Origin of the sequence: Stenotrophomonas terrae (assembly GCF_001431465.1) — a bacterium.
GTDB classification, from domain to species: Bacteria; Pseudomonadota; Gammaproteobacteria; order Xanthomonadales; family Xanthomonadaceae; genus Stenotrophomonas; species Stenotrophomonas terrae.
In genome coordinates this window covers 1-17,671 of the sequence record NZ_LDJJ01000041.1, presented here as the reverse complement: position 1 = coordinate 17,671, position 17,671 = coordinate 1, and the positions used below count along the sequence as shown (strand labels likewise).

The following is a 17,671-nucleotide window of genomic DNA, read 5'->3' as shown; positions in this document are numbered from 1 at the left end:
CCTGCTCCCTCCCTTTGCCAGCGGCAAGGGGAGGGCTGGGGAGGGGGTGCTTGTGCTTCAAGCACCCACCTCAAAAAAACAGACTCAGGCGTCGCTGCCGATATCGCTGGTTTCGTCAGTCACGCTGGCCGCATGGCGACGGCGCTGCGCGATCTGCCGCGACTTGGCTTCAATGGCTTCGTTGTCGCGCTTGTTGCGGCGGTACAGCGCATAGCCGAGCAGACCCAGGCCTACGGCGGCAACGGCGACGGTAGCGGTGGGGTTGCGCTTGGCTGCGCGGGTGACGGCACGGCCACCGCTTTTCATCGCACCAATCGCGGCGCCGGTCTTCAGCCATTCGGCAGCGCTGGAGCCGCCGTGCTTGATGCCGCCGCCGGCGTTGTTGACCAGTTCCAGGGCGCGTTCCAGTGCCGGTCCGGTGATATCGCTGAACTTGCTCATGTGGGGGACTCCTTGTGGTGACAGGTCAGACCCTGAGTTTTACCAGAGGGACGTGTAGGGGATGTTAGCCGGGAAGTGCCGAGCGCTGTTGTGGAAGGCTGAAGCTGAAGCAACGGCAATGCGGAGCTGCACGGCTGGCAAGGCTCGCAGTCAGCATCAGGATCACTGCCAAAGGTTAGATCGGAGTCAACGGCAGGATCAAAACCAACGGCAACCCCTCCCCAACCCTCCCCTGCGCGTAGCGCAAGGGAGGGGGCCAGTGCGGCTGCGCTGCACACTGACAGATTGCCAAGAACCACCCCCTCCCTTTGCCATGGGCAAGGGGAGGGTTGGGGAGGGGTGCTTTTGCTCTGGTTTTTGCTCTCGCTTTTGCCTTCGCCGTCGCCGCAGCCTCGCCAAACCCCAATCAAGTCCCCCGAGGCTTCGCCCGATGCGTCGCCGTAGCGCTCCACGGATCATCCGGCCACGGATGCCTGGGGTAGCGCCCCTTCATTTCCTTCCTGACTTCGGCATAGGTGTTCTGCCAGAAGTTGCGCAGGTCGCCGGTCACCTGCAGCGGCTTTCCGCCCGGTGACAGCAGGTGCAGCAGCAAGGGCACGCGGCCATCGGCGATGCGCGGCGTATCGGCCAGGCCGAACAGCTCCTGCAGCTTCACCGCCAGCACCGGCGGGCGCGGGCTGATGCCGTCATCATCGAGCGCGTATTCGATGCGCCGTTCCATGCCCGAGGGCACGCTGACGCGCAGCGGTGCGTGTTTGTCCACCAGCTGCCGCCTGCCCCAATCAAGACCGGATTTCAGTGCTTCGCCCAGCTCTTCCTCGGCCAGGGCATCCAGCCGCGTCTTGCCATTGAAGGCCGGCAGCAACCAATCATCCAATATGGCCAGCAACGCCGCGTCGGAGAGGTCGGGTAGTTCCAGCTCCGGCATCCAGTGGCGCAGCCCCATCACCCGCCAGCGCCATTGCTGCAGGTTTTCGGTCCACGGCAAGGCGTCCAGGCCCAGCTCACGCACCGCGTCGGTCAATGCACGTGCGGCGCGTGCAGGGTCCACCTGGCCGGCGGAACGGCTGTCCAGCACGATGCGCTCAAAGCTGCTCTCACGGCGCGCTTCCAGCGCCCGTTTGCTGCTGTTCCAGCGCACCACGTCCTGGGTCTTGAAACGGTCGGGGAAGTCGTGGCGCAGGCGCTGCTCGTCCACCGGTGCCGCACGCAGGATCAGTGCATCACGCGGATCGTGGCGCAGTTCGCTGATCACCAGCCACGGCTCGCCACGCAGGTCGCTGTTGTCGAACTGGCGCGCGCTGCGGCCGTTGGCCAATTGATAACGCTGTGGATCGGTCGGGTGCTGGGTGGCGATACGGTCGGGGAAGGCATGCGCCAGCAGATCACCCAGCGCGTGTGCTTCGCTATCGGCCGGGGGCAGCGCCTCGCAGCGCAGGCGCCGCCGCCATTGTTTGGCAGCAGCGTCGATCGCGGCCAGGCCGCCACGGTTGGCGTCGTGCGGCGCGCGGCCACTGCGGAACGCGGCCAAGGCGCGCCAGCGGGCGGCCAGCGCATCGCCGCCCTGGCGCAGCGGATCGCGTGCTTCCAGCAGCGCGGCCAGGTCGGCGGCCAGGGCTTGTTCGCGCGGGTTCTGCGCGGACAGCAGCATCGCCGCCATCCGTGGGTGGGTGCCCATCGCCAGCATGCGCTTGCCCAGCGCGGTGATGCTGTTGTCTTCGTTCAAGGCGCCGAGTCCGCGCAACAGTTCGCGCGCGGCGGACAGCGCGCCTGCCGGTGGCGGATCGACGAAGCGCAGCTGGTCGCTGCCCCAGGCGGCCAGCTCAAGTGCCAGCCCGGCCAGTTCCACCTGCGCCATTTCAGGGCGGCGCTGCGGTTCCAGTCGCTGCGATTGCGGCCACAGCCGCCACGCCCAGCCGGATGCCACGCGGCCGGCACGGCCGGCGCGCTGGTCGGCCGAGGCCTGCGAGATGTTCACCGCATCCAGCCGCGAGAAACCGCTGTTGGGGTCGTAGCGCGGCTCGCGCGCCAACCCGGCATCGATCACTACCCGCACGCCGGGCAGGGTGACCGAGGATTCGGCGACATTGGTGGCCAGCACCACGCGGCGACGGCCTTCGGGATCGGGCTGCAGCACACGGGTCTGCTGTTCGATCGGCAGCTCACCGTGCAGGGGGAGCACCTCGTACCCTTCTCCCTGCGGGAGAAGGTGGCGCGCAGCGCCGGATGAGGGTGCGGGCGAAGCCCCGTGCAATTGGTTGGTGCGGGTGGCTGCGCCCCCGGCCCTCTCCCCAACCCCTCCCCCGGAGGGGGAGGGGCTTAAAGCCGCCTGCACCCGCGCAATCTCGCGCTGTCCCGGCAGGAATACCAATACATCGCCGGGATGCTCGGCCATCGCCTGTTCCACCGCGCGGCGTGTCTGTGCTTCCAGGGTTTCGTCGCGTCGCGCCGGGAAATGGCTCACGTCCACCGGGTAGCTGCGGCCTTCGCTGGACAGGCGCGGTGCGTCCAGGAACTGCGCCAGCCGTTCGCCATCCAGGGTGGCCGACATCACCACGATGCGCAGGTCCTCGCGCAGCTGGGCCTGCACATCCAGCGCCAGCGCCAGGCCCAGGTCGGCCGACAGATGACGTTCGTGGAATTCATCGAACAGCAGCGCGCCCACGCCTTCCAGCAGCGGGTCGTCCTGCAGCATCCGGGTCAGGATGCCTTCGGTCACCACTTCAATGCGGGTGCGCGCGGAAACCTTGTTCTCGAAGCGGATGCGGTAACCAACGGTTTCGCCCACCGGTTCGCCCAGCTGCCGGGCCATGAAGGTGGCGGCGCTGCGCGCGGCCACGCGGCGTGGTTCCAGCATGAGGATCTTGCCGCCCTGCAGCCACGGCGCGTCCAGCAGTGCCAGCGGCACCTGAGTGGTCTTGCCGGCGCCGGGCGGTGCTTCCAGTACCAGCCGCGAATGCGCGGCCAGCTGTTGCAGGATGTCGGGGAGCAGCGGGGTGATGGGGAATGCAATTGCCATCGGCGCATTGTAGAAGCCGCGCGCGCCAAGCGCCCGGTAGCCGCGTAGCCCGGGTAAGCCTGTAGCCCGGGTAAGCGAAGCGCACCCGGGGCTTTTCGCGCGCTCCCTGCGATTCAGCGAACTGCCCCGGGTGCGCTGCGCTTACCCGGGCTACCGGGCTTCGTTCATGGTTGGGGGGCTGGGTTGGGACCAAACCTCTACAATCACGCTTTCTGTCTGCCTACTTCCAGCTCAATGCAACTGATCGACATCGGCGCCAACCTCACCCACGAATCCTTCGATCGTGACCTCGACGCGGTGCTGGAGCGCGCCAAGGCCGCCGGCGTGGTGCAGATGGTGATCACCGGCGCCAGCCGCGAGCATTCGCCGATGGCGCTGGCACTGGCGCAGCGCCACCCCGGTTTTCTGTATGCCACCGCCGGCGTGCATCCGCATCACGCCAGTGAATACACCGACGAATGCGATGCCGAAATGCGCGCGCTGCAGGCGCACCCAGAAGTAGTGGCGGTGGGCGAATGCGGGCTGGACTACAACCGCGATTTCTCGCCGCGTCCGGCCCAGCGCAAGGCCTTCGAGCGGCAGTTGCAGATAGCCGTCGACCTGGCGGTTGATGGGGTGGGCAAGCCCTTGTTCCTGCACCAGCGCGATGCCCACGATGACTTCCTGGCGATGATGAAGAACTTCGACGGCAAGCTCGGCCCGGCGGTGGTGCATTGCTTCACCGCAGAGCGGCGCGAGCTGTTCGATTACCTGGACCGCGATTGGTATATCGGCATCACCGGCTGGCTGTGCGACGAACGCCGTGGTGCGCACCTGCGCGAGCTGGTCAAGCACATCCCGGCCGAGCGGCTGATGATCGAAACCGACGCGCCGTATCTGCTGCCGCGCACGATGCGACCGCTGCCCAAGGACCGCCGCAACGAGCCGGCGTTCCTGTCGCATATTGTCGAAGAGCTTGCACGCGATCGTGGCGAGGACGTGGCCGTTACCGCGGCCAATGCGACCGCGGCGACCCGTGCCTTCTTCCGCCTGCCGCCGGTCTGAGCGCAGGCGCCGGCTTCAAACCGTGCGCTGGGCCTCGTAGGCCTGCAGGTGGCAATACGCCGCCTGCAGCAGCGGTGCGGATTGCCCGGCGGCAAGCGCCCGGCTAAGCATGTCGCCGACGATATGCGCGGCTTCCACGCGCTGACCGGCTTCCAGGTCACGCAGCATCGACGCCTTGATCGGTGAGCCGGATTTGGTGATGGCGCCCAACGCGATCTCCTGTGCCTTCGCAGGAATCGGCTGGCCGGCCTGCGCGGCGACCGCCAGGCATTGGGCATACAAGGCCTGCATGAAAGCGCTGCCGTGGTCGCTGGCGACGATGGTGCCAACATCGGCGCGCATCAGGCAGGTGCCGGCGGCCAGTGCGGTCAGGAATGTGTATTTGATCCATTGCTCCTGGGCGATGTCGGCCGAGGCGACGTGATCGATGCCGGCCTGTTCGCAGGCCTTGGCCAAGGCGGTCACACGCGCGCTGTTAGTGGCGCCATCGCGTTCGCCAAAGGTCAGCTTGGCCGGCTTGTCCAGGTGCAGCACCGCGCCGTCTTCGGCCTTGGTCGCGCTGATGAAGCACAGCCCGCCGAGCACGCGTTCGGCTCCGAAGCGCGCATCCAGGGCGGCGTAGTGACGCAGGCCATTGAGGATGGGCAGCACGGTGGTGTTGGCAGCTACCGCAGGTGCGATCGCGTCGATCGAACTGTCCAGGTCATAGGCCTTGCAGCTGAGGATGACCAGATCGAAGGGCTTTTCCTTTGCCAACTGCGGCAAGGCCTCGGCTGTGACGTGGGCGACTGGAAATGCGGCATCGCCGAGCGGGCTGCGGATCACCAGACCATCGCGATCCAGCTGTGCAGCGCGGTTGGGCCGCACCAGGAAAGTGACATCAATACCGGCCTGGGCCAGCCGACCACCAAAGTAACCACCAGTACCACCGGCACCGAGAATCAGGATGCGCATCGCTTGGTTATCCATCAACTGAAGGGGAGTGGAGCCATCATAGGTGTTGGTGCCGAAGATTTTGTGGGAGCGGCGTGAGCCGCGAGATGCAGCTCCCGCCCTTTGCCGTAGGCAAGGGGAGGGTTGGGGAGGGGTAATGCTTTTGCGTCTGGGTTCTGGTGCTTCGCGGCTTACGCCGCTCCCACAAACGCCAAAATAAAACCAAAAAAAGGCGCCTTTCGGCGCCTTTTCTCAGCTACGCAGGCCTACGCCCCGTCGCAGCAGCCACAAAGCCAGACTGGTGAGTGCGGCAACAAAGCCCAGCATCAAGGCATACGACACCCACAACGGCACGTCGCTGCTGCCGAGCAGGCCGTAGCGGAAGGCATTGACCATGTAGAAGATCGGGTTGGCATGGGTCATCGCCTGCGCCCAGCCCGGCAACAGGGTCACCGAGTAGAACACGCCGCCCAGGTAGGTCAGCGGGGTCAGGATGAAGGTCGGCACGATCGCCACGTCATCGAACTTCTTCGCATAGACGGCATTGATGAAGCCGGCCAGCGAGAAGATCGTCGCGCCCAGCAGCACCGTGCTCAGCGTCACCAGCGGGTGCGGGATGCGCACCGGGGTGAAGAACATGGCGATGATCAGCACGATCACGCCCACCATCAGGCCACGCAGTACCGCGCCGGCCACATAGCCGCCCAGGATCACCCAGTTCGGCATCGGGCTGACCAGCAGCTCTTCGATATGCCGGCCGAACTTGGCGCCGAAGAACGAGGAGCTGATGTTGCCGTAGCTGTTCTGGATCACGCTCATCATCACCAGGCCAGGCACGATGAACTGCATGTAGCTGTAGCCGCCCATCTGCCCGATCTTGGAGCCGATCAGGCCACCGAAGATCAGAAAGTACAGGGTCATGGTGATGGCCGGCGGCACCAGGGTCTGGCCCCAGATGCGCAGGATGCGGTTGACCTCGCGACGAACGATGGTGCCCAGCGCCACCCAGTTGCGGCTGCTGTCGGTCACGGGAACGGGGGTACTCATGCGGCGCTGTTCTCCAGGTTGCCGGTGAGGCGCACGAACAGCTCCTCCAGGCGGTTGCTCTTGGTGCGCATCGAACGCACGCGGATGCCGGCGGCATTCAAGGCGTCGAAAACACGGTTCAGGTCCATCGCGCGCGGCATGTCCATGTCCAGGGTGTGCGCATCGGTGGCGACCAGGGTGGCGCCTTCGATATGCGGCAGTTGCGCCGGCAGTTCACCGTCGATGTCGAACAGGAAGCCTTCCACGTCGAGCTTGGCCAGCAGGCTGCGCATCGGCCCCTGCTCGACGATGCGGCCGTGGTTGATGATGGCCAGGTTGCGGCACAGCTGCTCGGCCTCTTCCAGGTAATGGGTGGTGAGGATGATGGTGGTGCCGGCGGCGTTGATCTCCTGCAGCGTCTTCCACATGTCGCGGCGGATCTCGATGTCCACGCCTGCGGTGGGCTCGTCGAGGATCAACAGGCGCGGCCGGGTCATCATCGCGCGGGCGATCATCAGCCGGCGCTTCATGCCGCCGGACAGGGTGCGGCTCATCATCTGCGCCTTGTTCCACAGGTGCGCGCGCTTGAGTTCTTCCTCGGCGCGAACCTCGGCCTCGGCGCGCGGAATCCCGTAGAAGCCGGCGTAGTTGACCAGGATGTCGAAGGGCTTCTCGAACAGGTTGAAGTTGATCTCCTGCGGCACCAGCCCGATCAGCCGCATGGTCGCGCTGCGTTCGGCTACCAGGTCGCTGCCGAACACCTGCACCTGGCCTGCGCTGAGGTTCACCAGTGAAGAGACAATGCCGATCAGGGTCGACTTGCCGGCGCCGTTGGGGCCGAGCAGGGCGAAAAAGTCGCCCGGAGCAACTTCCAGCGACACGCCCTTCAAGGCCTCGACGCCATTGTCATAGGTCTTGCGCAGGTCGGTGATGCGCAGCGCGGCTGTGCCGGGAGGGGCGGGGGTACGGGAGTCCAATCTTTGGCCTTCGCGCCGAGTACAGGCGTCGGATAAGTACAGGCCGGTATTATAGGAGCCCCCGTGGTCCATGCCCGGTTACACACTGTTCCCCTCCTGTGCCAATCCAATTCCCCCTCAAGCTGGTCGGCCGCCACATGCTGGCGCCGAGCATCGGCCACTACCAGTTCGTCCGTGATGACGGCCAGCCGCTGGATTTCCTGCCCGGTCAGTTCATTCAGATTCACTTCGATTACGCCGACGGCACCCCGACCAAGCGCAGCTACTCGCTGGCCACCATCCATGACCGCACCCTGGGCCCGGGCGAGGCAGTGGAAATCGCGGTCAGCTTCGTCCCCGGCGGCGCTGCCACGGCCTTGTTCGAGGGCATGGACCTGGGCGACCACGTCAGCGGCAGCGGTCCATTCGGCCGCTTCTGCCTGCAGCCGGGCGACCACAACGCCCGCTACCTGCTGATCGCCACCGGCACCGGCGTCACTCCGTACCGCTCGATGCTGCCGCAGCTGCATGCGGCAATGGTGGAGCGTGGCGTGGAAGTGGTACTGCTGCAGGGCGCGCGGACGCCGGAAGAGCTGCTCTACAGCGACGATTTCTACGCGTTTGCCGCTGCCAACCCCGGTTTCCGCTACATGCCCTGCCTGTCGCGGGAACTGCCGGAAAACCCGCACCCGGATGTCCGCAAGGGTTATGTGCAGCAGCAGCTGGCGGAGATCGCGCCGGACCCGGCCCGCGATATCGCCTACCTGTGCGGCAACCCGGACATGGTCGATACCTGCGTGGAAGCGCTGAAGCAAGCTGGGCTGACGATGCCGCAGATCCGCCGCGAGAAATACGTCAGCAGCAAATGAGGCCTTGGCGGCTGTGCTGCAGTCGCCCTTGCTGCCGAGCCGTCCTGTCCGGCTCGCATCTGGTTTTGATCCGCATAAAGGCGCGACGCTTTCGTTCGCGCCTTTCTTCGTTGTGGATGCGGTCTTGCCGGCTTGGCCCGGGCAATGGGGAGCGTAATCGCCGTTTCCATCTGTAAAGGCTGCTTGACAGGCTGGCCGGGCTGACCGCAGGATGTGTCAAGCGTGCTTTACAGGAGTTGGGCCATGCGTCATTGCAGCTGTCTTGTCTGTTCCACGACGACGGGTTCCATCGCCCGCCAGTTCGTCGCGATCGACGTCGCTGTCGCCTGCGGCCAGCAGCTGCTGGCGCAAGGGGCAGGGCGATGAGCCGCAGCTATTGGACCGTCGGCATGCTGCTGGCGGCTGCCGCGTCCGCAGTGCTCGCTTGCGCCCTGCTGCTATGGCAGCCGATGGGCGCGCAGCCGAAGTTTGCCGGCATTCTGTTTGGTATTGCCCTTGGCCTGGCCTTGGCAGCGCTGTTGCGCCGCTTCATGCCCGATGGCTGCGACGCTGCCCCGGCCAAGCTGCGCAAGCGCTATACCCGCGAGGTGATGCTGGCCATGGCCGGCTATATGGTGCTGCTGGTCGCATCGAGCCTGTTGCTCAAGCGGGTGGATGAACCGCTGCTGCGCGCATTGGTCGCCTTGTTGCCGGTGCCGCCGGTCGTGCTGATGCTGCGGGCGATGGTCCGCTACATCCGCGATGTGGATGAACTGCAGCAACGCATCGAGCTGGAGGCGGTCAGCTTCGCCACCGGTTTCGTCTCGCTGGTCTACCTGACCGGCGGCTTCCTGCAGGTCGCCAAGGTGATCGACATTCCTGCCGGTGCGGCAATGATCTGGGTTTTCCCGCTGGTCTGCCTGGCCTACGGGCTGGCCAAGGCCGTGGTCGTGCGGCGCTACAACTGAGCGCCGGCCATGGATAACCGACTGCGCGAACTGCGCGAGGCCAAGGGCTGGTCACAGGGTGAGTTGGCCGAGCAGCTCGAAGTCTCCCGGCAGACGGTCAATGCGCTGGAGACCGGCAAATACGATCCCAGCCTGCCGTTGGCATTCCGCATTGCCCGCCTGTATGAAAGCCGCATCGAAGAAATTTTCTTTCCTGATGTCACATAGCTGCCGCGCCCACGTCTGGATGCAGGTAGACCCGTTAATTTCCTTCAACCGTGAGGGGCTGTTCCGATGATGTCCCGCAAGACCCAAACCATCCTCGCCTTGGCCGTGATCGCCGGTATCGTCGGCTACCGCCTGGTGCGGTCCACCGATAGCCCCGCGCCTGCCGCGCCGCAGGCCGCCGCTGCCGCGGTTGCTACGGGCAAGCCGCAGACGCTGGGCAGCCTGAACTTCCAACCCTGCAGTCTGAGCTCGGACGGCAGCCGCGACAGCCTGGAAGCGCAGTGCACCACCCTGGAAGTGCCCGAAGACCGGGCAAACCCGCAGGGCCGCAAGATCGCACTGAACATCGCCTGGCTTGCCCCGGAGAAGGAAAGCGACCTGCAGCCGGACCCGGTGTTCTTCCTGGCCGGTGGCCCGGGCCAGGCAGCTGTTGCCACCTATCCGCAGGTGGACCCGGCATTTGCCGAGGTGCGCAAGCATCGCAACGTGATCCTGGTGGACCAGCGCGGCACCGGCAAATCCAATCTGCTGGCCTGCGACACGCCGGATGATGCCGACTTCAGTACCGCAGCGATGCAGGCCGCGGCACAGAACTGCGCCACCCAGTTGTCACGCAAGGCCGATCTGCGTTTCTACACCACCACCGACGCGGTGGCCGATCTGGAAGCAGTACGCCAGGCCATCGGTGCGCCGCAGATCAACCTGGTCGGGGTCAGCTACGGCACCCGCGTGGCCCAGCAATACGCCATGCGCCACCCGCAGGCCACGCGCAGCATCGTGCTCGACTCGGTGGTGCCGAACAGCCTGCAGCTGGGCAACATCTTTGCGCGCAATCTGGATGATGCCTTGGAGTTGCAGTTCGCCCAATGCACCAAGACCGCCTCGTGCAAGGACAAGCTGGGCGATCCACGCGCTGAGCTGGACGCGCTGCTGGCCAAGCTGCGTGCGCAGCCAGTGACGGTGCAGTACCGCGATGCCGGCACCGGCGAACAGCGAGAAGGCGAGCTGCGCGCCGAAACCGTGGCCGGGCTGGTGCGCATGTATGCCTATATGCCGGCCGCCGGCGCGTTGCTGCCCAAGCTGATCCATGAAGCCAGTGCTGGCCGCTACGACAACCTGATGGCGTTGACGCAGATGCTGCAGGGCGAGATGAAGGACGCCATGGCGATGGGCATGCAGTTGTCGGTGGTATGCAGCGAAGACAACGAAAGCATGGTGGCCAACAGCGCCGATGAGAACACCGTGCTTGGCAACCAGATGGCGCAGTCGATGGCCGCGATGTGCGCCAGCTGGCCCAAGGGCACCGCTCCGGCCGACTTCCACACACCGCTGGCCGGCAAGGTGCCGGCGCTGGTGCTGGAAGGCGAGTTCGATCCGGTGACCCCGCCGCGCTATGGCGAGGAGGTGGTCAAGCATCTGGATAACGCGCGCCTGTTCGTGCTGCGTGGCCAGGGCCACAACGTGATCGGTGCCGGCTGCATGCCCAAGCTGTTTGCGCAGTTCATTGAAAAGACCGACCCGAAGGCGCTCGACGGTGCCTGCCTGGAAAAACTCAACTACGTGCCGCCGTTCACCAGCTTCAATGGCTGGGAACCGTGACATCACCGCATCACTGAGGAATCCGCTTCCATGATCGTTGCAGAACGACTCCGCAAGACCTTCCCCGGCAAGGGCAAGGACAAGACGCCGGTGATTGCCGTTGATGACGTGGGCTTCACCGCCCATGACGGCCAGATCACCGGTCTGCTCGGCCCCAACGGCGCCGGCAAGACCACCACGCTGCGCATGCTGTACACACTGATGACGCCGGAGAGCGGCCGCGTGCTGGTCGATGGCGTCGACGCCGCCGTCGATCCCAACGCGGTGCGACGCAGCCTCGGCGTGTTGCCGGATGCGCGCGGCGTGTACAAGCGCCTGACCGCGCGCGAGAACATCGACTATTTCGGCGAGCTGCACGGCATGAGTTCGGCCGCCATCGTCGAGCGCACCGCACGCCTGGCCAAGGCACTGCAGATGGAGGATTTCCTCGATCGTGCCACCGAAGGTTTCAGCCAGGGCCAGCGCACCAAGACCGCGATTGCCCGCGCGCTGATCCACGACCCGCGCAACGTTATCCTCGACGAGCCGACCAATGGCCTGGACGTGATGACCACCCGCGGCCTGCGTGGCTTCCTCAAGGAGCTGCGTGAGGAAGGCCGCTGCGTGATCTTCTCCAGCCACATCATGCAGGAGGTGGCCGCCTTGTGTGACCGCATCGTGATCGTTGCCCAGGGCCGGGTGGTGGCGCAGGGCACGCCGGAGGAACTGCGCGAGCAGGCCCACGAGAACAACCTGGAAGATGCGTTCGTGAAACTGATCGGCAGCGAAGAGGGCCTGCACGCATGAGCCAGACTGGATACTTCCGCGCCATCTTCACGGTGATGCGCAAGGAGCTGCGTGATTTCGCCCGCGACCGCCGCACCTTCCTGCTGACCCTGCTGACCGCACCGCTGCTTTACCCATTGCTGTTCCTGGGCATGAACAAGCTGACCAACCTGCGTGCTGAAACGCAGCTGGAGAAGGACTTGAGCATCCCGGTGGTAGGCATTGCACGCGCGCCGAACCTGGTCGCCTTCCTGGCCAGCCGCGGCATCAATGCCACCGAAGCAACTGCTGACTACGAAGCCCTGATCCGCAGCCAGCGCGAAGACCTCGCGCTGGTGATCGATGAGAACTTCGCCGCCGACTGGCAGGCCGGCAAGCCGGCCAAGGTGGAGATCGTCGCCGACACCACCCGCCGTACCGGCGACGTGCAGATCGCCCGCGTACGCAGTGTGCTGGGTACTTACGGTCAATCGGTGGGTGCCTTGCGTTTGTTGGCACGTGGCGTCAATCCGGCGGTGGCCGCACCGCTCAATGTCGGCACACGTGATCTTGCAACGGCCGAGGCCAAACGCGGCATCTTCCTGTCGGTGGTCTTGCCGCTGGTGCTGATGCTGTTCGCCTTCATCGGTGGTTCGCACCTGGCGATGGACACCACCGCCGGCGAGCGTGAGCGGCAATCGCTGGAGCCTTTGCTGGCCACACCGGCCGCACGCGGCGCGCTGGTCAGCGGCAAGATGCTGGCGGCGGTGGTACTGGGCCTGGCCTCGATGTTGCTGATCCTGATCTCGTTCAAGATCAGTGCCAGCATCGGCGGCGGCGCTGCGCGCTCGCTGGATGTCAGCTTCGCGGCGATGGGCAAGCTGCTGGTGATCCTGCTGCCGCTGGTGCTGATGGGCACCGCGCTGCTGACCTGCCTGTCGGCCAGCTCCAAGAGCATGAAGGAGGCACAGAGCCATATGGTCTGGCTGATGCTGCTGCCGATGCTGCCGGGCTATGCCTTGATGGCCTACCCGTTGAAGGACACCCAGCTGTGGCAGTACGCGGTGCCGTTCCTGTCGCAGAACCAGATGCTGGTGAAAGTGACCCGCGGCGAGATGCCATCGGCGACGCAATGGGCGGTGTACCTGACTGCCTCGGCATTGCTGGCGGTGCTGCTGTGGGCAGTAGCGGTATGGCGTTACCGCCAGGAGCGCCTGGCGATCTCAGGCTGATAGCGTTTCGCCGGGCCATGCTTGGCCTGGCGGGGTGTAGTGCCGAGCCATGCTCGGCAAGCCGAACCGGTAAGGCCTCTGCCGAGCGTGGCTCGGCACTACCAAAAGCCGCGAAGGCCCGGAGCGATCCGGGCCTTTGTTTTTGCTTCACCTGTAGTGCCGAGCCATGCTCGGCAAGGGGCTTTCCCGGTAAGGCCTCTGCCGAGCATGGCTCGGCACTACAAAAAACGAAAAAGCCCGGATCGCTCCGGGCTTTTTCGCAAACAAAAAACCAATTACTTGTTCGGCGCAAACGCCAAGGTACGACGCGTGGTGGTCGGGCTGTTGATCGGCTCGAACTTCCAGCGCTTCACCGCATTCAAGGCTTCGCGGTCGAATACGCGTGCCGGGGTGGCGCGCAGCACGCGGGCGTCGGTGACCGAGCCGTCGGTGCCGATGCTCAGTTCCACCAGCACTTCGCCGGAGGTGCCCGAGCGCAGTGCGTCGGCCGGGTAACGCGGGGCCGGGGTGCTGACCGCACGCAGGGTGGGTGCAGCGGCGGCTGCCGGCTTGGGCGCGGCGGCCTGCTGGGCGGCGGCCTGTGCCGCGCTGCGCTGCTCGGCTTCACGGCGGCTGGCGGCCTGGCGCTCGGCTTCCTGGCGTTCGCTGTCCTTGCGCGCGGCTTCCTGCTTGGCGGCCAGCTGCTGGGCGGCGCTGGCTTCGGCAGCCTGCTGCTGGGCCATGCGCTGCTGCTCGACCTGCTGCTTGGCGCGGGTTTCGGCGTCCTTCTTGGCCTTGTCGGCCTCTTCAACGGTGCGGCGCTCGGCAACCTGCATGCTGCCGGTGACGCCTTGCTTCAGGCGTGGCAGTGCCGGAGCGGTGGGGTCCACTTTTTCCACCAGTGCGATCAGGCGCTGGGTTTCGGTGAAGTCCTCGCGGCTCAGGGCCTGCTCGGCGGCAATCAGGGTGTAGGGCTGCAGGTCGGTCAGCGCGCTCTTGATCGAGGCGTCGTCGGGCAGCTTGTCGCGCAGCGCCAGGTAGTACTCCATGGCGTTGTCGCCGGCCGGCGCATACATGCGGTTCTCGCGCAGGGCGGCACTGGCCAGGTCGCGCAGCTGCTGGGTGTCCATGGCCTGGACTTTTTCGGCTACCGCCGGTGCGGCGGGTGCGGTTGCAGCCGGCGTGGCGGGCGCAGCAGCCGGTGCGGCGGTCTCATCCTTGCCGGAACAGGCCACCAGCGTGGTCAGCAGAAGAGCGGGCGCCAGCAGGCGCAGCTTGCCTTTATTCATGACGTACGACATCAAACATCCCCTTGAATCGACGAACGTGGACTGCGTATGCCCCGACGGCGCGGGCTGCCGGCATTTCCCGATGCCGTGCCCATTTCAGCAGTGATGCGCGAATCTAGCATCGCCGGCATGGGATGCGGCGGCCGAAGATGACGTCGGGATGAAAGGGTGACGGGCGTCACATGCTATGACGCCCGTACCGGAGATGGCTCAGTGTGCGTTGGCGGCCGGCTTGGCGTGGCCGTTGGACATCAGCTTGTCGGTCCAGGCAATGCCGATCGCCGACAGGATGAATACGCAGTGGATGATGGTCTGCCACATCACGCCGTCGCTGGTGAACTTGGTGCACAGGTCGCCGGAGGCGATCAGCGCCTTGGTACACAGCGGCAGGCCGACCTGGCTGGCCTCGATGAAGGTCTTGAGCAGGTGGATGGAGGAGATGCCGATGATCGCCATCGCCAGTTTCACCTTCAGCACCGAGGCATTGACGTGGCTCAGCCACTCCGGCTGGTCAGGATGGCCCTGCAGGCGCAGGCGCGAGACGAAGGTCTCGTAGCCGCCCACGATCACCATCACCAGCAGGTTGGAGATCATCACCACGTCGATCAGGCCCAGCACGATCAGCATGATCTGCTGCTCGTTCCAGCTGGTGGCATGGGAAATCAGGTGCCACAACTCCTTGCCGAACAGGAATACGTAAACGCACTGGGCAACGATCAGGCCCAGGTACAGCGGCAGCTGCAGCCAGCGTGAGGCGAAGATCAGGGACGAAAGCGGGCTCAGCGGTTTGTATTCAGACATTGGGAAGGATGGTGCGTTGCGGAAAGAGGGGAGGTTACCGGTCGCCCGGAAGGCTGCCAAGCAGCTACCGTAGTGGACCCTGAGGATGGTTCTGCGGAGGCGTATTCATGATCGACCTTTATTACTGGCCCACCCCCAATGGCCACAAGATCACCTTGTTCCTGGAAGAGGCCGGCCTGGAATACCGGGTACACCCGGTCAACATCGGCAAGGGCGACCAGTTCCTGCCGGAGTTCCTGGCCATTTCGCCGAACAACAAGATGCCGGCCATCGTCGACCACGCCCCGGCCGATGGCGGCGCGCCGCTGAGCGTGTTCGAGTCCGGCGCGATCCTGCTGTACCTGGCCGAGAAGACCGGCCGCTTCATCCCGGCGGATGTGCGTGGCCGTGCCGCCACCCTGGAGTGGCTGTTCTGGCAGATGGGCGGGCTGGGCCCGATGAGCGGGCAGATGGGCCACTTCAACGTCTATGCGCCCGAGCGCATCCCTTATGCCATCGAGCGCTATGACAGCGAGGTGCGGCGCCTGCATCGGGTGATGGACAAGCGCCTGTCCGAGGCCGCTTATCTGGGCGGCGCCGACTACGGTATCGCCGATATGGCCAGCTACCCGTGGATCGGCGCCTACGCCAAGCTGCCGGTGGATTTCGATGCCTTCCCGCACCTGCGCCGCTGGCACCAGGCCATTGCCGCGCGCCCGGCCACGCAGCGCGCCTATGCGGTAGGCCCGACCGTCAATCCGCAGGCCGGGCAGCCGCTCAGCGATGAGGAGAAGCGCCTGCTGTTCGGCAAGCGTGACTGACTGACGGCAGGGGCAGTCCGGGCGGGGCTCGGCTAGGATGGGCCGATCCGTGCTGTCGCCGACAGGTAAACCATGCGTCCCTTGTTTCTTGCCCTTGCCATGATCCTAGCCACCCCCGCCGTGCACGCTGAAAAGCTCACTCTCGAAGCCATCACCGGCAATGCGCCGCTGTCCGGCCCCACCTTGATGAAGCCCAAGGTGGCCCCGGATGGTTCGCGGGTCACCTTCCTGCGTGGCAAGGACAGCGACGTCAAGCAGCTGGACCTGTGGGAGTACGACATCGCCAGCGGCCAGACCCGGCTGCTGGTCGATTCCAAGGTGGTGCTGCCCGGCACCGAAACCCTGAGCGATGCCGAAAAGGCCCGCCGCGAACGCCAGCGCATCGCCGCCTTCAGCGGCATCGTCGACTACCAGTGGTCGCCAGATGGCAAGACGTTGCTGTTCCCGCTCGGCGGCGAGCTGTACCTGTACGACCTGGGCAAGCAGGGCCGCGATGCGGTGCGCAAGCTCACCAACGGCGAAGGTTTCAGCACCGACGCCAAGCTCTCGCCCAAGGGCGGCTTTGTCAGCTTCGTGCGCGAGCGCAACCTGTGGGTGATCGACCTGGCCAGCGGCAAGCAGCTGCAGCTGACCGGCGACGGCAGCGCCACCATCGGCAACGGTGTGGCCGAATTTGTCGCCGATGAGGAAATGGACCGCCACACCGGTTACTGGTGGGCGCCGGATGACTCGGCCATTGCCTTCGCCCGCATCGATGAAACCCCGGTGCCGGTGCAGAAGCGCTACGAGATGTATGCCGACCGCGTGGAGATGATCGAGCAGCGTTATCCGGCCGCCGGTGATCACAACGTGCTGGTCACCCTGGGCGTGGTCGCCCCGCGTGCCGCTGCCAAGGTCAACTGGGTGGACCTGGGCAAGCAGACCGACATCTATCTGACCCGCGTCAACTGGCGCGATCCACAGCACCTCAGCTTCCAGCGCCAGAGCCGCGACCAGCACACGCTGGAGCTGATCGAAGCCAACCTGGCAGACGGCAAGCAGCAGGTTCTGGTCACCGAGACCGGCAAGACCTGGGTGCCGCTGCATAACAGCCTGAAGTTCCTCAAGGATGGCCGCTTCCTGTGGTCGTCCGAGCGCAGCGGTTTCCAGCACCTGTACGTGGCCAACGCCGACGGCAGCAACATGACCGCGCTGACCTCCGGCAACTGGCCGGTGGACGAGCTGCTGGCCGTCGATGAAGAGACCGGCACCGTCTACTTCCGTGCCGGCATGGAATCAGCGCTGGGCAGCGAAATCTATTCCGTGCCGCTGGCCGGCGGTGCACCGACCAAGCTGTCCAAGACCGCGGGCATGCACAGCGCCGCGTTCGCCAAGAACGCCAGCGTCTACGTGGACAGCTGGTCCAACCACAGCACGCCGCCGCAGATCGAGTTGTTCCGTGCCAATGGTGAAAAGATCGCCACCTTGCTGGACAACAACCTGGCCGACGCCAAGCACCCGTTCGCCAAATACCGCGATGCGCAGCGTCCGGTCGAATACGGCACGCTGACCGCCGCCGATGGCAAGACCCCGCTGAACTACAGCGTGATCAAGCCCGAAGGTTTCGACCCGGCGAAGAAGTATCCGGTTGCCGTCTATGTGTACGGCGGCCCCGCTTCGCAGACCGTGACCGACAGCTGGCCGGGCCGTGGCGACCACCTGTTCAACCAGTACCTGGCCCAACGCGGCTATGTGGTGTTCTCGCTGGACAACCGTGGCACGCCGCGTCGCGGCCGCGACTTCGGC

The 17,671-nt window shown here is 65.4% G+C and carries 16 protein-coding genes; 9 read left to right on the top strand and 7 right to left on the bottom strand.

The features are described 5' to 3' along the window. Positions 1-84 precede the first annotated feature (84 nt). Together ABB27_RS12610 and hrpB are read right to left on the bottom strand one after the other, a co-directional pair. A complete protein-coding gene (locus tag ABB27_RS12610) occupies positions 85-441 on the bottom strand; it encodes a hypothetical protein (protein WP_057629141.1) in 357 nt (118 codons plus the stop codon). Positions 442-847: 406 nt separating this feature from the next. Continuing rightward, positions 848-3,460: an ATP-dependent helicase HrpB gene (hrpB, locus tag ABB27_RS12605; RefSeq protein WP_057629140.1), complete on the bottom strand. Its 2,613-nt coding sequence runs from the start codon at positions 3,458-3,460 to the stop codon at positions 848-850. Positions 3,461-3,694: 234 nt separating this feature from the next. On the opposite strand from hrpB, the gene ABB27_RS12600 reads away from it, so the two are divergent. Beyond that, positions 3,695-4,504 carry a TatD family hydrolase gene (locus ABB27_RS12600; RefSeq protein WP_057629139.1) on the top strand — a complete coding sequence of 270 codons (810 nt, stop codon included), beginning with the start codon at positions 3,695-3,697 and terminating at the stop codon, positions 4,502-4,504. 15 nt (positions 4,505-4,519) lie between these two features. Here the strand turns inward: ABB27_RS12600 and panE are convergent, their stop codons facing one another. The 3 genes from panE to ABB27_RS12585 form a co-directional block, all read right to left on the bottom strand. Continuing rightward, positions 4,520-5,458, bottom strand: coding sequence for a 2-dehydropantoate 2-reductase (gene panE / locus ABB27_RS12595; protein WP_057629138.1), 939 nt, complete (start codon positions 5,456-5,458; stop codon positions 4,520-4,522). A 231-nt stretch (positions 5,459-5,689) separates the two neighbouring features. Then, positions 5,690-6,484, bottom strand: a complete 795-nt coding sequence (locus ABB27_RS12590) for an ABC transporter permease (RefSeq protein ID WP_057629137.1) — start codon at positions 6,482-6,484, stop codon at positions 5,690-5,692. Beyond that, entirely contained in the window at positions 6,481-7,440 is a 960-nt protein-coding gene (locus ABB27_RS12585) for an ABC transporter ATP-binding protein (RefSeq protein WP_057629136.1), read from the bottom strand. Before ABB27_RS12585 ends, ABB27_RS12590 begins: the two co-directional genes overlap by 4 nt. Positions 7,441-7,538: 98 nt before the next feature. Here ABB27_RS12585 and ABB27_RS12580 point away from each other — a divergent pair, with 98 nt between their 5' ends. The 6 genes from ABB27_RS12580 to ABB27_RS12555 all read left to right on the top strand — a co-directional run bounded on the left by ABB27_RS12580 (position 7,539) and on the right by ABB27_RS12555 (position 13,017). After that, on the top strand, positions 7,539-8,288 hold the full coding sequence (locus ABB27_RS12580; protein ID WP_083491294.1) for a ferredoxin--NADP reductase: 750 nt from the start codon (positions 7,539-7,541) through the stop codon (positions 8,286-8,288). Between the two features lie 362 nt (positions 8,289-8,650). Continuing rightward, a complete protein-coding gene (locus ABB27_RS12575; RefSeq protein ID WP_244479229.1) occupies positions 8,651-9,235 on the top strand; it encodes a hypothetical protein in 585 nt (194 codons plus the stop codon). Positions 9,236-9,244: 9 nt separating this feature from the next. Next, positions 9,245-9,442, top strand: a complete 198-nt coding sequence (locus ABB27_RS12570; protein ID WP_057629134.1) for a helix-turn-helix transcriptional regulator — start codon at positions 9,245-9,247, stop codon at positions 9,440-9,442. Between the two features lie 69 nt (positions 9,443-9,511). Beyond that, positions 9,512-11,041, top strand: a complete 1,530-nt coding sequence (locus ABB27_RS12565) for an alpha/beta hydrolase (protein ID WP_152984562.1) — start codon at positions 9,512-9,514, stop codon at positions 11,039-11,041. A 30-nt stretch (positions 11,042-11,071) separates the two neighbouring features. Further along, positions 11,072-11,827 carry an ABC transporter ATP-binding protein gene (locus ABB27_RS12560; protein ID WP_057629133.1) on the top strand — a complete coding sequence of 252 codons (756 nt, stop codon included), beginning with the start codon at positions 11,072-11,074 and terminating at the stop codon, positions 11,825-11,827. After that, complete coding sequence (locus tag ABB27_RS12555; RefSeq protein ID WP_057629132.1) at positions 11,824-13,017, top strand: ABC transporter permease; 1,194 nt, start codon at positions 11,824-11,826, stop codon at positions 13,015-13,017. The genes ABB27_RS12560 and ABB27_RS12555 overlap by 4 nt, the downstream gene beginning before the upstream one ends. Before the next feature lie 275 nt (positions 13,018-13,292). Here ABB27_RS12555 and ABB27_RS12550 read toward each other — a convergent pair whose 3' ends face one another. After that, entirely contained in the window at positions 13,293-14,285 is a 993-nt protein-coding gene (locus ABB27_RS12550) for an energy transducer TonB (RefSeq protein WP_244479228.1), read from the bottom strand. A 210-nt stretch (positions 14,286-14,495) separates the two neighbouring features. Continuing rightward, complete coding sequence (locus ABB27_RS12545; protein WP_057629130.1) at positions 14,496-15,086, bottom strand: TIGR00645 family protein; 591 nt, start codon at positions 15,084-15,086, stop codon at positions 14,496-14,498. Between the two features lie 107 nt (positions 15,087-15,193). On the opposite strand from ABB27_RS12545, the gene ABB27_RS12540 reads away from it, so the two are divergent. Both ABB27_RS12540 and ABB27_RS12535 read left to right on the top strand, forming a co-directional pair. Next, on the top strand, positions 15,194-15,886 hold the full coding sequence (locus ABB27_RS12540; protein ID WP_057629129.1) for a glutathione binding-like protein: 693 nt from the start codon (positions 15,194-15,196) through the stop codon (positions 15,884-15,886). Between the two features lie 72 nt (positions 15,887-15,958). Next, positions 15,959-17,671 (top strand): S9 family peptidase (locus ABB27_RS12535; protein ID WP_057629198.1); only part of this gene is annotated, 1,713 nt, incomplete at its 3' end.

Bases quoted from the DNA above. Each gene is read 5' to 3' on its own strand.
- hrpB (WP_057629140.1), bottom strand. From the start codon at position 3,460: ATGGCAATTGCATTCCCCATCACCCCGCTGCTCCCCGACATCCTGCAA.
- ABB27_RS12565 (WP_152984562.1), top strand. From the start codon at position 9,512: ATGTCCCGCAAGACCCAAACCATCCTCGCCTTGGCCGTGATCGCCGGT.
- ABB27_RS12560 (WP_057629133.1), top strand. From the start codon at position 11,072: ATGATCGTTGCAGAACGACTCCGCAAGACCTTCCCCGGCAAGGGCAAG.
- ABB27_RS12555 (WP_057629132.1), top strand. From the start codon at position 11,824: ATGAGCCAGACTGGATACTTCCGCGCCATCTTCACGGTGATGCGCAAG.
- ABB27_RS12600 (WP_057629139.1), top strand. From the start codon at position 3,695: ATGCAACTGATCGACATCGGCGCCAACCTCACCCACGAATCCTTCGAT.
- ABB27_RS12610 (WP_057629141.1), bottom strand. From the start codon at position 441: ATGAGCAAGTTCAGCGATATCACCGGACCGGCACTGGAACGCGCCCTG.
- ABB27_RS12540 (WP_057629129.1), top strand. From the start codon at position 15,194: ATGATCGACCTTTATTACTGGCCCACCCCCAATGGCCACAAGATCACC.
- ABB27_RS12570 (WP_057629134.1), top strand. From the start codon at position 9,245: ATGGATAACCGACTGCGCGAACTGCGCGAGGCCAAGGGCTGGTCACAG.
- ABB27_RS12575 (WP_244479229.1), top strand. From the start codon at position 8,651: ATGAGCCGCAGCTATTGGACCGTCGGCATGCTGCTGGCGGCTGCCGCG.
- ABB27_RS12545 (WP_057629130.1), bottom strand. From the start codon at position 15,086: ATGTCTGAATACAAACCGCTGAGCCCGCTTTCGTCCCTGATCTTCGCC.
- panE (WP_057629138.1), bottom strand. From the start codon at position 5,458: ATGCGCATCCTGATTCTCGGTGCCGGTGGTACTGGTGGTTACTTTGGT.
- ABB27_RS12550 (WP_244479228.1), bottom strand. From the start codon at position 14,285: ATGAATAAAGGCAAGCTGCGCCTGCTGGCGCCCGCTCTTCTGCTGACC.
- ABB27_RS12590 (WP_057629137.1), bottom strand. From the start codon at position 6,484: ATGAGTACCCCCGTTCCCGTGACCGACAGCAGCCGCAACTGGGTGGCG.